The 15,420-nt window shown below is 56.6% G+C and carries 10 protein-coding genes and 1 pseudogene; 3 read left to right on the forward strand and 8 right to left on the reverse strand.

The features are described from left to right. Nucleotides 1-37: 37 nt before the first annotated feature. Together ACODS3_RS09305 and ACODS3_RS09310 are read right to left on the reverse strand one after the other, a co-directional pair. On the reverse strand, nucleotides 38-955 hold the full coding sequence (locus ACODS3_RS09305) for a methyl-accepting chemotaxis protein (RefSeq protein WP_445177110.1): 918 nt from the start codon (nucleotides 953-955) through the stop codon (nucleotides 38-40). Then, a pseudogene (locus ACODS3_RS09310) lies at nucleotides 941-1,993 on the reverse strand (methyl-accepting chemotaxis protein); the annotation flags it as partial. The gene ACODS3_RS09305 and the pseudogene ACODS3_RS09310, both read right to left, overlap by 15 nt. A gap of 263 nt (nucleotides 1,994-2,256) precedes the next feature. On the opposite strand from ACODS3_RS09310, the gene ACODS3_RS09315 reads away from it, so the two are divergent. Next, nucleotides 2,257-2,871 (forward strand): OmpA/MotB family protein, encoded by a 615-nt coding sequence (locus ACODS3_RS09315; protein WP_489034032.1) that lies wholly within the window; start codon nucleotides 2,257-2,259, stop codon nucleotides 2,869-2,871. A gap of 42 nt (nucleotides 2,872-2,913) precedes the next feature. On the opposite strand, the gene ACODS3_RS09320 is transcribed toward ACODS3_RS09315, so the two are convergent. Together ACODS3_RS09320 and ACODS3_RS09325 are read right to left on the reverse strand one after the other, a co-directional pair. After that, nucleotides 2,914-4,827, reverse strand: coding sequence for a HAMP domain-containing methyl-accepting chemotaxis protein (locus tag ACODS3_RS09320; protein WP_489034033.1), 1,914 nt, complete (start codon nucleotides 4,825-4,827; stop codon nucleotides 2,914-2,916). A 149-nt stretch (nucleotides 4,828-4,976) separates the two neighbouring features. After that, on the reverse strand, nucleotides 4,977-6,653 hold the full coding sequence (locus ACODS3_RS09325) for a sensor domain-containing diguanylate cyclase (RefSeq protein ID WP_201019760.1): 1,677 nt from the start codon (nucleotides 6,651-6,653) through the stop codon (nucleotides 4,977-4,979). Between the two features lie 299 nt (nucleotides 6,654-6,952). Between ACODS3_RS09325 and ACODS3_RS09330 the strand changes: the two genes are divergently transcribed. After that, entirely contained in the window at nucleotides 6,953-7,846 is an 894-nt protein-coding gene (locus ACODS3_RS09330) for a LysR family transcriptional regulator (protein ID WP_489034034.1), read from the forward strand. Nucleotides 7,847-7,861: 15 nt separating this feature from the next. On the opposite strand, the gene ACODS3_RS09335 is transcribed toward ACODS3_RS09330, so the two are convergent. Beyond that, on the reverse strand, nucleotides 7,862-9,502 hold the full coding sequence (locus ACODS3_RS09335; protein ID WP_201019762.1) for a methyl-accepting chemotaxis protein: 1,641 nt from the start codon (nucleotides 9,500-9,502) through the stop codon (nucleotides 7,862-7,864). Between the two features lie 662 nt (nucleotides 9,503-10,164). On the opposite strand from ACODS3_RS09335, the gene ACODS3_RS09340 reads away from it, so the two are divergent. After that, complete coding sequence (locus ACODS3_RS09340) at nucleotides 10,165-11,073, forward strand: AraC family transcriptional regulator (RefSeq protein WP_304574208.1); 909 nt, start codon at nucleotides 10,165-10,167, stop codon at nucleotides 11,071-11,073. A gap of 196 nt (nucleotides 11,074-11,269) precedes the next feature. On the opposite strand, the gene glmS is transcribed toward ACODS3_RS09340, so the two are convergent. The 3 genes from glmS to glmU form a co-directional block, all read right to left on the reverse strand. Then, complete coding sequence (gene glmS / locus ACODS3_RS09345) at nucleotides 11,270-13,105, reverse strand: glutamine--fructose-6-phosphate transaminase (isomerizing) (protein WP_489034035.1); 1,836 nt, start codon at nucleotides 13,103-13,105, stop codon at nucleotides 11,270-11,272. Nucleotides 13,106-13,114: 9 nt separating this feature from the next. Further along, nucleotides 13,115-13,882, reverse strand: a complete 768-nt coding sequence (locus ACODS3_RS09350) for a DeoR/GlpR family DNA-binding transcription regulator (protein ID WP_201001365.1) — start codon at nucleotides 13,880-13,882, stop codon at nucleotides 13,115-13,117. Between the two features lie 133 nt (nucleotides 13,883-14,015). Further along, a complete protein-coding gene (gene glmU, locus ACODS3_RS09355) occupies nucleotides 14,016-15,383 on the reverse strand; it encodes a bifunctional UDP-N-acetylglucosamine diphosphorylase/glucosamine-1-phosphate N-acetyltransferase GlmU (RefSeq protein ID WP_201001366.1) in 1,368 nt (455 codons plus the stop codon). Nucleotides 15,384-15,420 lie beyond the last annotated feature (37 nt).

Raw genomic sequence — 15,420 nt, forward strand, 5'->3', positions numbered from 1 at the left:
AAACCCGCCCAGGAGCGAATTCATTCGCTCCTGCCTATTACACCCGGAAATGGCTCACCATCATCTGCAACTGGTTGCCCAGGCGCGCCAGCTCTACGCTGGAGGCTGCGGTTTCTTCGCTGGCTTCGGCCGTCTGCTCGGACACATCGCGAACGTTCAGGATGCTGCGGCTGATTTCGTCAGCCACCGAACTCTGCTGTTCGGCTGCGGCGGCGATCTGCTGGTTCATGGCCTGAATGCTGGAGACCGTGCGTGTGATGCTTTCCAGAGAAGTACCAGCCTTGCGAGTCAGAGCGACGCTGCTGTCGGTCAGGCTGCGGCTGCCGAGCATGATATCGGAGACCTGACGGGTGCCGTTTTGCAGGCCTGCCACCAACGTCTCGATTTCCTCAGTCGATTGCTGGGTACGTTGAGCCAGACCACGCACCTCGTCAGCCACCACCGCAAAACCACGCCCGGCCTCACCGGCACGCGCCGCTTCGATAGCCGCGTTGAGTGCCAGCAGGTTGGTCTGCTCGGCCACCGCCTTGATCACGTCCATGACCTTGCCGATCTTGTCGCTTTCCTGCTCCAGTACCGTCATGGCATCGCTGGAGCGCAATACTTCAGCGGCCAGTTTTTCGATCTGGTGAATGGCTTCGCCCACCACCTTGTCACCTTCGCGAGCTTCCTGGTCGGCAGTCGAAGCTGCAACCGAGGCTTGCTCGGCGTTGCGCGCCACTTCATGCACCGTTGCCGACATTTCATGCATGGCCGTCGCGACCTGATCGGTCTCGACTTTCTGGCTGTTGACCCCGGCGCTGGTCTGCTCGGTCACGGCTGAAAGCTCTTCGGCAGCGCTGGCAATCTGGGTCACGCCATCACGAATTCCGGTAATCAGCTCACGCAGCGTGGTGCCCATGCGCTGGATGCCTTGTTGCAGCACGCCCAGTTCGTCGCGACGAGTCACCACCATGGTGTGGCTCAGGTCGCCCGAAGCAATGCGGTTCACGACTTCCAGGGTTTCCTGCAATGGGCGGGTGATCTGGCGAGTAATGATGATGGCCGCAAAAACACCGAGCAGCAGAGCAACCAGCGCACCGATGAGCTGGAGGCTGCGGGCCTGGGAAGTGTCTCGCTCAACCAGCGTTTTTTGCATGGCGTTAAGCTCGGTGCCCACTTTGAAGATCTCATCCCCAAGAGCAGTCATTTCCTTGCGCGTGGCATTGATGGCGCTGTCCGCGTCCTTGAAGCCCTGTACAGAGGTCTTGTAGGCGCGCAGGGTTGTTTCCAGTTGTGCGACCTTGTCGCCATGGGTCGCATTGAACGCAGCCTTGAGTCTGTCGACACCCGCGATGCTCGCCTCCAGTTGCTGGAATGCTGCCTGCTCGGTCTTTTCCGTCGTATTGCCGGTATAGCCGCGCACTTCGTAACGCACCAGTTGCACGTCCATACGAGCGCTTGCAATCAGTTGCAGCAGATCGGAACGCGCAGGATCGGAAGCGTCCATCTTGACTACGGACTCATTGATCGCAGAAATGAGGTCACTCGCCCTGGCTGCCGTTACTCCCATTTCCGCACGCACAGTGGCGCTGTTGCGATAGGCCGTGCGCATCTGGTTCAGAAGTTTTTCGTAAGCATTGAGCTGATCGCCCAGGCGCTCCAGAAGCTTTGCATTCGCCGGGTTGGTGAAGTTCTTCAGGATGGACTGCCGAGTGTTCTTGAAAGTATCCAGTTGAGTCTGAACATTCTGTGCAGCGGTATCGTCACCATCGGCGAGCATGTACTGCAAACGGGCCACACGCAGCACCGTCAGCTTGTTACCCAGCTCGGTGATATCGCCGATTCTGTCGGTGCGATAGATCAGCTTGTCGAGGCCGTTCCAGCCGACAAGGGCCAGCAACGCGGTAAAAATCAGAACCAGGCCAAACCCCAGAGCCAGCTTCATGTTGACGCTTATATTTGCAAAACTGCTGTTCATAAACTCTCCGTGATGTTCTTTCGATGCGCCCATGCAAAAGCTGAAGGTTTTATTTTTTTAAGCAGCAGAGTTGCGCGATAGGCGTATCGGCCTGCACGACCACAAACTTGATCAAAAAGTCAGGAGTCGGGTTAAAAAAATTTCTGGAATGCAGGCGGGGCAAGGCGCGCTTCAGGTTTCAGCGGCTCGAATTTGCTTCCACATAACCGCTGTAGGAGCGAATTCATTCGCGAACAACGGCATTGAAGGCGATAGATTTTCTTTGAATGTAAGCCGACGCCGACCTGAACCCGTTGGTGATTACTAAAAACCTGACACAGGTTCATCAGCCGGATCAGCCTGGCCAGTTACTGCTCGTGGCCCCGACAAAAATACCTGCCGAACCGGAGCCCGCTCCTGAGCCAGTCGCGACCTCAGCCACGGCAGAAGCCATCACCGAACCCGCTGCAATCGAACCGCCGCCACCACCCTCTCCTGCGCCCAGTGTCGATGACCTGCTCAAGGAGTTGCCTCTGGACAAGCTGGGCGATGACATTGAGGTTGTCACCAACGAAAGCACGGTCAGCTTTCGCATCAACAGTGAAATCCTTTTCCCTTCCGGCCAGTCCGACCTCAATCTGGGCGGCCTGAAGGTTCTGCAACACCTGATTCCCGTACTCGAAAGCGTCTCGCACAAAGTCATCGTGACGGGCCACACCGACACGCAGGACATCCGCAATTCCCGATTCCCTTCCAACTGGGAACTCTCCAGCGCCCGCGCAGGCAGCGTGGTGCGTTACCTGCAGAGCAACGGCATCAAAGGCAATCGGCTTGCGGCCGTGGGCTATGCAGACACGCAGCCCCTGGGCGACAACCATACTGCCCAGGGGCGCGCGAGTAATCGGCGGGTGGAACTGGTGCTGGAACGCTGAGGGTAAAGTTACCCACAGCCAGTTATCCACAGGTGGAGCGGATTACAGCTTGAACTTGCGCACCAGTGTTTGCAGATAACCACCAAGGCGTGCCAGTTCGACGCTGGAGGCAGCCGTTTCTTCGCTGGCCGCCGAGGTCTGCTCGGAGATTTCACGCACATTGATCACGCTGCGATTGATCTCTTCAGCCACAGCGCTCTGTTGCTCGGCGGCAGCAGCAATCTGGTGGTTCATGGATTCAATGGCCGACACCGAACGGGTAATGCTGCCCAGAGAAACACCAGCGCGGCGAGCCAGATCGACGCTGCTGTCTGTCAGCGAGCGGCTGTTTTCGAGAATACTGGAGACCTGCTGCGTACCGCCTTGCAGCCCGATGATCAATTGTTCGATTTCTTCGGTCGACGCCTGAGTGCGTTGCGCCAGGCTGCGCACTTCATCGGCCACCACGGCAAAGCCCCGACCGGCTTCACCGGCACGGGCTGCTTCAATGGCCGCGTTGAGCGCCAGCAGGTTGGTCTGTTGCGCCACGGACTTGATGACATCGAGCACAGTGCCAATCTTGTCGCTTTCCTGCTTGAGGCTCGTCATTGCCGAAGTGGAGTTACCGACCTCGCTGGCCAGTCGCTCGATCTGTTCGATGGCCTGCCCCACGACGCTATCACCTTCACGGGCTTCTCGCGTGGCGTTGACTGCTGCATCGGAAGCTTGCTCGGCATTGCGCGCCACCTCCTGAACGGTAGCGGTCATTTCGTTCATGGCAGTCGCCACCTGATCGGTTTCGACTTTCTGGCTGTTGACGCCGGTGCTGGTCTGCTCGGTAACTGCCGAAAGCTGCTCGGCAGCACTGGCAATCTGTACCACACCATCGCGCAAGCCGCCGATCAGTTCACGCAGATTAAGCGTCATGCGCTGCATGCTGCTCTGCAACAGGCCCAATTCATCACGGCGCACCACTTTCAGATCGTTACTCAGGTCGCCATTGGCAACCAGCTCGGCACTGCGCAGGGTTTCCATCAGCGGGACAACGATCAACCTGGTGATGACCCAGGCTGCCAGAATGCCAAGCAGCAAGGCACCCAACGCAGCACTGCCCAACACATTGCGCGCACTCAGAACATCGGCAGCACGCTGATCGGCCTGATTTTGCGCCAACTGATTGCTGGCCACGAACAAGGCCTTGATATCTTCGTTGAGCGCCGACTGGGCCTTGTTAGCCGACGCCTGAGCATCACTGAACATCCCGACGACCGAGCGGTAAGCCGTCAGCGCAGCCTGAAGTCGCTGCACACTGTCGGCCTGGGCACCAGGCATAAGCTGACCGAGTGTTTTCGCGTAGGCACTCGCCTGATCGATAGCCTCTTTAGCAGGCTGTTCAAGATCCGCCCTCAGGCTGTAGGTGTAACCGCGCAGTTGGAAACGCGCCTGCTGAACCAGCCTCTGCTCTTTATCCACAGCATCGCGCAGCGCCTGATCGCCGGAAGCAACGCTGGCTTCAAGCTTTGTCAGCTCGGCCAACGCTGCATCGGAGTGATTGCCAAAAACCGCTCGGGTCGCCTCACGGGCCTGAATGGCCTGGGTGAAGTCGCTGAAGTGTGCCCGATAGCGTTTCACCGACTCGTTGGCCGATTCGATATGTGGAACATTGTGTGGCGAATTGAAGGCCGAGCGGCTTTGGGCAAGGTGGCTATCAAGGCTGTCCAGCATCTTGACCACTGCTGCGGCGTGTTCGGCATCGAAAGTGATGGTGTAAGACAAGCGTGCGATACGCATGTCCCTGGCCAGTTCGTTCAGCTTGGCGATATCCAGAATTCTGTCACTGCGCTCACTTAACGATGTGATCCCCGACCAGCCAGTCAAGGCAATCAATATCGTCAGTACCAGCACCATGCCAAAGCCCAGCGTCAGTTTTGATCTGACACTGATGTTTTCCAGAACCCCGTTAACCGCTGCAAACATTGCCCCGCCTCCACGCCAACAAAGTCAGCATTTGAAGGTCTTATTACCTTCAAATGACAGTCGGCAAGGCAGTGTATCGGTTGAACAAGGTAAAACTGAACAGACATCTATACGGGAGACAGAAGCCAGCGTGAATTCACCGGCTGGTGCTATGTGGATATCTGCACATCATTCATGCTGGCATTGCGGGCAACCCGGTTTCGACCCGCCAGTTTCGCATGGTAGAGCTGCTGATCCGCACGCTTGATAAGTGCCGTCGTATTGGCATCGGTTGATTCGGACAGGCCAATACCGATGCTGACAGTGACCTGCCCGACCAGAGCAAAATCTGCATCGGCGATGGCGGCACGGATCTTCTCGGCGACAATGTCCGGGCTGCCCTGATTATCGAACTGCGGCAACAGCACCGCAAACTCCTCGCCGCCGTAGCGGGCAACGAAGTCTGTGGAGCGAGTGTTCTTCTCAATGAGTTGAGCCAGTTGGTACAGGACCTCATCACCGATGGCATGGCCATAAGTGTCATTGATCCGCTTGAAGTGGTCGGCATCGATGAACAGCAAGGCGAACGGGCGTCCGGTCAGTACAAAGCGCTGGCTGCACTCGATCAGTTTTTCATCGAACAGACGCCGGTTATACACCCCCGTCAGCGCATCGTGAGTCGCCAGTTTCAGCAACTCGGCATTGGCTTCGGTGAGGGCTGCCGTACGTTGCGCAACCGTGACTTCCAGCGAACTGTTGGCATCCTGCAGTTCGCGCTCCTTGCCCAGCAAGGACTGAGTCATGTTCTGTATCGACTGGCCGAGCTGAGCAATTTCCAGCACGGGATGGCTGAGAGGGAAAACCACGTCTGGCTGCTGATCCTGTACCTGCCTGGCTGACTTTGCCAGTTGCTCGATCGGCCGACTGAGGTACAGCGCCAGATAGTAAGCCGCCAATCCAAAGGCGACGGCGGCAATAAAGCCCAGCACGAGCAACCTGTAAAACAAGCTATGTGCGGGTTGCAGAGCCTGAGCCAAGGGCTGGCGAACCGCAACATACCAGGCCAGCCCTGAAATCGTCGGGGTTGGCACTTTTACAACGCTGGTCAGAAAACCATCGCCCACAAACCATCCCGGCTCCGGTGACTGAAGCAGTTCAGGGTGTTTTTCTCCGACACGCTGCTGTGGATAAAGGACATCACCCGCATGATCGACAATCAGCACTTCGATATTGTTCAGCATGTCTTCGCGCAAGACTGCCGCCTCGACAATCCTGGCCATCCAGCTCCAGTGCGCATGGGCGCTCAGCACCCCTACCACCGCGCCATCGGCATTACGGATGGGCGAGGCAAAATCGATGAAGCGCAGAGGTTCGCCACTGGGGTTGGGCAGTAACTTGGCCAGCAAGACCGCCTCATGAGGGTCGCCGGTGTAGGAACCTTGCAGACCCGCCTTGAACCAGGGGCGTTCCTTGACCGATAGGTTGACCAGAAGCCCATTCACGGCCTGCCTCACCCGCCCTTGTGTATCGGCAACGCCCATCCAGGCATATTCGGAATGGGACTGGCTGCGCAGCTCCATCGACCGCAGGATAGCCGGGTCGTCCAGATTGCCGCTCATCAAATGGGATTCCTGGCTGAGCAGGTGCATTTCCAGTTGCCGCTCATAGAGCTGCGCGCCCAGCAATGCAGCAGCCGATTTGGCGGTACTTAATGAAGTATTGGCACTCGCCTGTTTCATCTGTTCGGTAGCGATATGCCCGACATAGAAGCCGACACTCAAGAGCGTGAATAACGACAAGCCCGCACACCATAAGGTCAGGTGACTACGGAGACTGGCTTTGATCATGGGTGGGCATCTGATGGTGAGAATAGTGGCATGTTATGCCGAATATGACGGCCAAAGGGCAAGGAAAAAATTTGCTCGGAACAACCGTCAAGAAGGGCGTTACCGGCCCATGAAACTGCAACGGTTCAAGGGGATTGGGTCGTCCTGCAAACGGGCTGTCGCAGATTCATGAGTAAATCTCATGACTGTATTCGCCGGAACCACATAGTCCTGCTCAAGCGACTGGTTTACCTTCCCTACATTCGAGGTGATACAAGGCTCCTCACTCTTTTTGCGCTCCCGATAAAACGGATTACTGAATGCCACCGGAAAGCTTCAACGATCTATCTGCTTTTACCGTTGTCGCAACCGAGCGCAGCTTCACCAGAGCCGCTGCAAAGCTGGGCGTATCTCAATCGGCCCTCAGCCATACCATCCGCAATCTTGAAGCACGGCTTGGCCTGCGCCTGCTGACCCGTACGACCCGCAGCGTCTCACCGACCGAAGCAGGCGAACGTCTGTTGCGCACGGTGAAGCCACGCTTCGAGGAAATAGAGTCCGAGCTGGCAATCCTGACGGAAGATCGCGAGAACCCGGTCGGCACTGTCCGCATCACGGCCAGCGAACACGCCTCGATCACCATCATCTCGCCGGCGCTGATAAAGCTTCTTCCCCAATATCCGCAGATCAACGTCGAGGTGAACATCGATTCCGGCCTGGTCGATATCGTTGCCGAGCGCTATGACATGGGCGTACGACTCGGTGACCGGGTCGCCAAGGACATGATTGCAGTCAGAATGAGCCCTGACCTGCGCTGGGTTGTTGTCGGAGCACCGTCTTACTTTGCAAAACACCCACGACCGCAGGTACCTCAAGACCTGACGGCCCATAACTGCATCAATATCCGCTTTCCTACCCACGGCGACCTCTTTGCCTGGGACTTCGCCAAAGATGACCAGGAACTCAAGGTCAAGGTTGGCGGGCAACTGACCTTCAACAGCGTGGCCCTGCGACTGGACGCGGTACTGGCCGGGCTCGGGCTTGCGTACCTGCCAGAAGACCGGGTCGAGCAATTCATCGCCGAAGGAAAACTGATTAACGTCCTGGACGACTGGTGCCCGACCTGCCCCGGTTATCACCTCTATTACCCGAATCGCCAGTACTCTTCATGTGCGTTTTCTTTGGTAGTCGAGGCGTTGCGATATCAGGGGTGAACCTCGTCCGCCCCTTTAGATAGCGACGGCCTTGGTACGAAAACGCCGTAGCTGGCCATTCAACCCCACAGCAAGTTCGGACAGTTGCTGGCTGGCGGTGCGAGTCTGCTCGGCTCCGGTAGCGGTCTGTACCGACAGGTCGCGAATGCGCACCAGGTTGTGATCAATCTCACGGGCAACCTGAGCCTGCTCCTCGGCGGCGCTGGCAATCACGAGGTTGCGCTCATCGATCCCGTTGACGGACTGGGCAATGGCTTCCAGCGCAGTGCTGGCGGCCTGAGCCTGTTCCCGGGTCTGCTGTGCCTGATCGGCGCTGGTCAACAAGGCTTCAACGGTCTGGCCGGTGCCTTGCTGGATGCTGCCGATCATGGTTTCAATCTCACGAGTGGATTCGCCAGTACGCTGAGCCAACGCCCGCACCTCATCGGCGACAACGGCAAAGCCACGACCTGCATCGCCGGCACGTGCCGCCTCGATAGCAGCATTGAGCGCCAACAGGTTGGTCTGATCGGCCACAGAGCGGATCACGTCCAGTACCTGGCTGATATTGCGGGTCTGCTCTGCCAGTTGCCGGGCCTGAGTGCTGGCACCGAGGACATTTTCTGTCAGCACCTCGATAGCCCCAAGGGTATCGCCCAACTGGCGCTGCCCCTGACGTGCCGACTCCGCTGCCTGACGCGACTCGGCCGACGTGGTCGTCGCGTTGCCTGCAACCTCATCCACCGCCTGGCTCATTTCGGTCACGGCAGTAGCCGCCATCTCGATCTCACTGTTCTGCTGTTGCAGGCCCTGAGCGCTTTCCTGCATGACCGTGGTCATCTCTTCGGCGGCAGAGGCAAGCTGGGTCGCAGACTGACCGATATGCTCCAGCGTGTCGCGCAACTGGCCTTGCATCTGATGCATCGCCTGCAAAAGCTGCGCAGCTTCATCGTGGCCGTGGATATCCAGACGCTGGGTGAGGTCGCCATCGGCAATCTTGCTCGCGGCGGCAACGGCCTGGGAGATGGGACGCACAAGGCTGAGTGTCAGACGCCAGGCCAGCAAAAGAGTCATGCCGAGCGCAGTCAGGATTGCGATCCAGGTGATGGATTTGGCCTGACTGTAAGCAGCACCTGACTCCTCGGAAGATGCCTGAATACTGGCCTGATTGATTTTGCTCAGCGTTGCGGTGCGTTCGTTCATCTGAATGCCGAGTTGCGCCATGCTCGTCTGCATGATCTTGCGGGCATTCTCGATTTGGCCGGCAGTGATCAGGTCAGCTACCTGGTTGGCATCACGCAAATAATCACGATGAATCTGGCGCAGAGTGTCCACGGCCTGGCGCTCTGCATCGGAGTCCAGCAACTGTTGGTAGCGATCCAGACCTGCCTTGACCTCAACGCTCAGTTCTTCGATTTTCTTGCGCGTCGTCGCCAGAGTGGCCGCATCGGGGATAGCCAGCAGGCGTAATGATTCGATGCGGGTACGGGCAAGTTTCAAGGCGATATTGTCAGCTTCAACGATGCTGGGCACATCATTCGTCTCCATCCGTATGCCTTGCTTACGAATATCGGAAAGCTGGAGTAAACCAAAAAGTCCCAGCCCGGCGACAAGCGCCGCAAGAACGCCAAAACAGATAAGACTACGTGTCGCGATTTTAAAACTACGAAGGTTCATGATGGGCTCGCATCAGGCCTGCCAATCAATAAGTCAGCAGACTGCTATTGGGTTATTTAGTACATGGTCAGACAGAGAGCTGAACGCAGGCAGGCAAAGGGGAGAAGTGCAAAGCTCCCATTCGCCCAATGGACGCTGTTTGCTTAAACTCTTCGATCACGATTAAAACCGGGTCAATACTCAGGTTTTTTCATGACATTAAAGCGTCACACTTTCCATTGCCGAACTTTAATACTTTCATAGTTCCGTGAGCGGCTCACCCGGCATCGACGGGGTGCATTTCAGCACATTCGCCGAGGAATCATAGTGTCCCTGAATACAAATTTCAGTGTCCGCAGACTCCAGACACGCCAGAAAACTTAACACTTCATTCATCACGGCGCTGTGTCCACGAACGCTAAAAACAGTGTGCGCGCCACAACTCCAGACGCCTGTAAAATAGGATGATAATTCTAAAATTCTTTCTTCAATCACTCATTTCAACAATGTTGATCGAGCAAGGCTTGGCATGATCTTTCATGTTTGGCATTCTCACTAAAGATTTCACTTAGAAGCTCGCTATGCCTACTCTCGCTGCCTCTTGTGCCCAGGTAATCCTACGCCTGGCTACCACCCTGTCTGCGCCATCCATGGAGTTCCAACGATTTTATTCGGACGTAGAGATGAGCGTTCAGGAGGGGTCAAGGCTCAAAGTAACAGAGGCATCCCGCCTGGTTGCGGCAATCACTGAAGAATCCGGTGATCCCGAGACAGGATTGTATTCCTACGGTTTATTCCAGCCCGGCCAGTTGAACTCACAGCTGTACGCAATCATGTCCAGCTCAACCCTGGGCGAAGCGCTAAAGACGATGGGGCAATACTCCGTCCTGCTATCAGATGGTATGCCTGTCTCCGTAACTGAAGACGCAGAGACCCTGACCATTGAGTTTCTTCGCCTGGAATCGGTCAACGTTAACAGACAGTACATTGACTGCTGTCTGTCCACACAGGTGGCTTTGACGCATTGGTTATTGCCGTGGGACAAACCCATCCCTGTGGCAGCAGCCTTCAGTTACAAGCAACCGGAAGACTGCACAATGCTGGAGTCTTTTTTTGGAAACAACTTAACGTTCTCCAGCGACATCAACAGAATAAGCTACTCCCTGACCGACTGCGCGCGCCCCTTGAGCACCGCCAATCCGGCATTGAAAATACATCATTTGAATTACACGAATGAAGAGCTTTCTCTGCGCCAATATAGAATTTCCCCCATTGTCAGAAACCATATTTTTGTCTCCTTATCTTCGGGTAACTTGATGTCATTGGCCCAAGTGGCGCTCAAAATGAACTTAAGTACACGAACGCTTCAAAACCGACTCGATGATGAGTCTACGGGCTTTCAAAACCTTCTGGATGAGTGCCGACGGGAACTGGCGGACCAGCTTCTTTGCTTTACAGAGGCGACGATAATCTCCATCGCTGAAAAACTGAGCTTTCGCGACAGCAGCAGTTTTCACAAAGCCTGTAATCGCTGGTTTGGCTGCCCACCGGGGTTGTATAGAAGTAAAAGTCTCAGGAAGGCGGTTCACTGAGAATCAGTGAGTCGCACCTTGTATGGTGAGATGGAAGACACGGCTGTCAGCGACACCCGCTGGAGGAGTGATTGGGGATAACTCTTGGGGTGTATCAACTCTGTGGGTCTTAGCCTGGAAACTCTATAAAAGAGCTTCCAGGCTGTGACGGTTTTATTGCTGTGGACCCATCATGGTTTTACCATCTGTGGATAACTCACTCCACAGTCACAGACTTCGCCAGATTCCGCGGCTGATCAACGTCCGTACCTTTCAACACTGCCACGTAGTACGAGAGCAATTGCAGCGGGATGGTGTAGAGGATCGGGGCCAGGGCATCGATGATGTGTGGCATGACGATGACGTGGGTGCCTTCGCCGTTTTTCATGCCGGCTTGCTCGTCAGCGAACACCACCAGTTCACCGCCGCGTGCGCGGACTTCCTGGAGGTTGGATTTGAGTTTTTCCAGCAATTCGTTGTTGGGCGCGACGGTAACGACCGGCATGTCGTTATCCACAAGCGCCAATGGACCGTGCTTGAGTTCGCCGGCCGGGTAGGCTTCGGCGTGGATGTACGAGATTTCCTTGAGCTTGAGGGCTCCTTCCATCGCTACCGGGAACTGCGCGCCACGGCCCAGGAACAGGGTGTGGTGCTTCTCGGCAAATAGCTCGGCGACTTTCTCGACGGTGCTGTCCATGGCCAGTGCCTCACCCAGACGGGTCGGCAGGCGACGCAGTTCTTCGACCAGTTCGGCTTCGACACCTTCATCCAGTGTGCCTTTGACTTGCCCAAGGGACAGGGTCAGCAACAGCAGGGCAACCAGTTGGGTGGTGAATGCCTTGGTGGAGGCCACACCGATTTCAGGACCGGCCTGAGTCAGCAGGGTCAGATCCGACTCGCGGACCAGCGAGCTGATGCCGACGTTGCAGATCGCCAGGCTTGCCAGGAAGCCCAGTTCCTTGGCGTTACGCAGTGCGGCCAGGGTGTCGGCTGTTTCGCCAGACTGGGAAATCGAAACGAACAGGGTGTCCGGTTGGACCACAACCTTGCGATAGCGGAACTCGCTGGCCACTTCGACCTGGCAAGGAATGCCGGCCAGACCTTCGAGCCAGTAACGCGCAACCATACCGGCATGATAGCTGGTGCCACAGGCCACGATCTGGACATTGCGGACCTTGGCGAACAGTTCGGCAGCTTGCGGGCCAAAAGCATGAACCAGCACTTGTTGCTGACCCAGACGGCCTTCCAGCGTGCGCTGCACAACCTTGGGCTGCTCGTGGATTTCCTTGAGCATGAAGTGGCGATATTCGCCCTTGTCGGCCGCTTCGGCACCTTCGTGGTATTGCACGGTTTCACGGACCACCGGAAAACCATCCACAGTCCAGATCTGCACGCTGTCGCGACGGATCTCTGCGATATCGCCTTCTTCCAGATACACGAAGCGGTCGGTTACCTGACGCAATGCCAACTGGTCCGATGCCAGGAAGTTTTCACCAAGGCCCAGGCCAATCACCAGCGGGCTGCCGCTGCGAGCAGCCAGCAGACGATCCGGTTGTTTGGCGCTGATAACCGCCAGGCCATAAGCACCGTGCAGTTCCTTGACTGCCGCTTTCAGGGCGTCGGCCAGATCAGGGGTGTCCTTGAGCTTGTGGTGCAGCAAGTGGACGATGACTTCAGTGTCGGTATCGGAAACGAATACGTAACCCAGGCCTTTGAGGCGCTCGCGCAGGGCTTCATGGTTTTCGATGATGCCGTTGTGGACAACTGCCAGTTCGTCAGCTGAAAAGTGCGGGTGTGCATTACGCTCGCAAGGCGCACCGTGGGTGGCCCAACGAGTGTGAGCGATACCCAGGCGACCGTTCAGAGGCTCGCCTGCAAGTGCTTGCTCCAACTCACTGACCTTGCCCGAACGGCGACGACGCTCAAGGGTGCCTTCATTGCTGAAAACGGCTACACCTGCGCTGTCATAACCACGGTATTCAAGACGTTTTAGCCCTTCCAGCAGAATGGCTGTGATACTACGTTCAGCAACGGCGCCGACAATTCCACACATGGTTCTCTCCTAGCTGACAGCGGCACAAATCAGGGTAATGCCGCGGGCTTTTATCTGTTCGCGTGCCTCGTCGGGCAGGCGCTCATCTGTAATAAGGGTATGGATACTGCTCCAGGGCAGTTCCAGATTGGGAATCTTGCGACCGACTTTATCGGCTTCAACCATGACGATCACTTCGCGGGCGACTTCAGCCATGACCCGACTCAGGCCCAGCAACTCATTGAAGGTTGTGGTACCTCGAACCAGATCGATGCCATCAGCACCGATGAACAATTGATCGAAATCGTAGGAGCGCAGAACCTGCTCGGCTACCTGTCCCTGAAAGGATTCGGAGTGCGGGTCCCAGGTTCCACCGGTCATCAACAGCACCGGTTCATGCTCAAGCTCAGCCAGAGCGCGGGCCACATTCAGGGAGTTGGTCATCACGACCAGACCCGGCTGATTCCCAAGCTCGGGAATCAGCGCAGCAGTGGTGCTGCCACTGTCCACAATGATCCGCGCATGTTCGCGAATCCGCGACACTGCCGCACGGGCAATGGCTTGCTTGTATCTGGAAACAGGCTGACTGCTCTCGGCAATCAGTTCCTGAGGCAAGGTGATAGCGCCACCGTAGCGGCGTAACAACAGACCGTTGCTTTCAAGAGCAGCCAGATCCTTTCGGATCGTAACTTCTGAAGTTTCAAAATGCCTGGCCAGATCATCGACACTGACTTCGCCCTGCTCATTGAGCAAGGCGAGGATATTATGGCGACGTTGAGGTGTATTGCGTTTCGACATTTTGGCTTTAAGTTTCGATTCAAAAGATAACGAAAGCAATAAAACCCTATTATCGGAAGATGGTCAACCCGTAGGAGCGAATTCATTCGCGAATGGAGTTGTTTCGCGAATAAATGCACTCCTGTGGATAACCTTATGGTTTCTTGACCTTCACCGGACGCTTCCAGCCTTCTATGTTGCGCTGGCGTGCGCGAGCAACGCCCAACTGTTCGGCCGGAATGTCCTGAGTGATGGTGGAACCTGCGGCAGTGCTGGCTCCTGAAGAGATATCCACAGGCGCGACCAGCGAGTTATTGGAGCCGATGAATACGTCTTCGCCCAGAATGGTCTTGTGCTTGTTGGCGCCATCGTAGTTACAGGTGATGGTCCCTGCACCGATATTGGTTCTCGCTCCGATCTCGGCATCGCCCAGATACGTCAGGTGCCCGGCTTTTGCGCCGTCCCCGAGGTGAGCATTCTTGAGTTCGACAAAGTTACCCACATGGGCCTTGGCACCCAGCACGCTGCCTGGACGCAGACGGGCGAATGGGCCGGCATCACTGCCCTCTCCCAGAATCGCACCTTCGATATGGCTATTGGCTTTGACCACTACGCCTTTGCGCAGGGTGCTGTCCTTGATGACACAGTTCGGGCCGATGACCACGTCATCTTCAATGACCACGCGACCTTCAAGGATCACGTTGATATCGATCAGCACATCACGACCGACAGTCACTTCACCGCGCACGTCGAAACGTGACGGGTCACGCAGGGTCACGCCGGCAGCCATCACACGACGGGCCTCACGCAACTGGTAATGACGCTCCAGTTCCGCCAATTGCTTGCGGTCATTGGCGCCCTGCACTTCCATCGCGTCGTGGGGCTGTTCCGTGGCAACCACAAGCCCGTCACTGACCGCCATGGCAATCACATCCGTCAGGTAATACTCGCCCTGGGCATTGTTGTTGGACAAACGTCCAAGCCAGTCAGCCAGGCGTTTGCCGGGCACCGCAAGAATACCGGTGTTGCCTTCGTTGATCGCTTTTTGAGCTTCGCTGGCATCCTTGTGCTCGACGATGGCACAGACCCGGTTCTGTTCGTCGCGCACGATACGGCCGTAGCCTGTCGGATCGTCCAGGGTCACGGTAAGCAGGCCCAACTGCTCGGGTGTGACCAGAGCCAGCAAGCGCTGCAGGGTCTGGACTTCAATCAGCGGTACATCGCCGTAAAGAATCAGCACCGTGTCGGCGCTCAGTTCAGGCACTGCCTGGGCAACTGCGTGGCCAGTACCAAGTTGCTTGTCCTGCATGACGAAATTCAGGTCATCCGCCGCCAGACGTTCGCGCACGGCATCGGCGCCATGGCCGATCACTACATGAATACCGTTTGGGGATAACTGTCGTGCGCTGTGGATAACATGGCCAAGCATGGAATTACCTGCTACAGGGTGCAGGACTTTAGGCAAGGCCGAACGCATCCGGGTACCTTGGCCAGCGGCAAGAATAACGATATCGAGAGACATGAGGACTACCAACTGAGCGGTAACCAGCCCGGAACGG

Source organism: Pseudomonas sp. FG43, assembly GCF_057809175.1.

What these genes read in the sequence shown, in the direction of transcription:
- ACODS3_RS09305 (WP_445177110.1), bottom strand. Translation starts at nt 955, where the DNA reads ATGGTGGTGACTCGTCGCGACGAACTGGGCGTGCTGCAACAAGGCATC.
- ACODS3_RS09320 (WP_489034033.1), bottom strand. Translation starts at nt 4,827, where the DNA reads ATGTTTGCAGCGGTTAACGGGGTTCTGGAAAACATCAGTGTCAGATCA.
- ACODS3_RS09325 (WP_201019760.1), bottom strand. Translation starts at nt 6,653, where the DNA reads ATGATCAAAGCCAGTCTCCGTAGTCACCTGACCTTATGGTGTGCGGGC.
- ACODS3_RS09330 (WP_489034034.1), top strand. Translation starts at nt 6,953, where the DNA reads ATGCCACCGGAAAGCTTCAACGATCTATCTGCTTTTACCGTTGTCGCA.
- ACODS3_RS09335 (WP_201019762.1), bottom strand. Translation starts at nt 9,502, where the DNA reads ATGAACCTTCGTAGTTTTAAAATCGCGACACGTAGTCTTATCTGTTTT.
- ACODS3_RS09340 (WP_304574208.1), top strand. Translation starts at nt 10,165, where the DNA reads ATGAGCGTTCAGGAGGGGTCAAGGCTCAAAGTAACAGAGGCATCCCGC.
- glmS (WP_489034035.1), bottom strand. Translation starts at nt 13,105, where the DNA reads ATGTGTGGAATTGTCGGCGCCGTTGCTGAACGTAGTATCACAGCCATT.
- ACODS3_RS09350 (WP_201001365.1), bottom strand. Translation starts at nt 13,882, where the DNA reads ATGTCGAAACGCAATACACCTCAACGTCGCCATAATATCCTCGCCTTG.
- glmU (WP_201001366.1), bottom strand. Translation starts at nt 15,383, where the DNA reads ATGTCTCTCGATATCGTTATTCTTGCCGCTGGCCAAGGTACCCGGATG.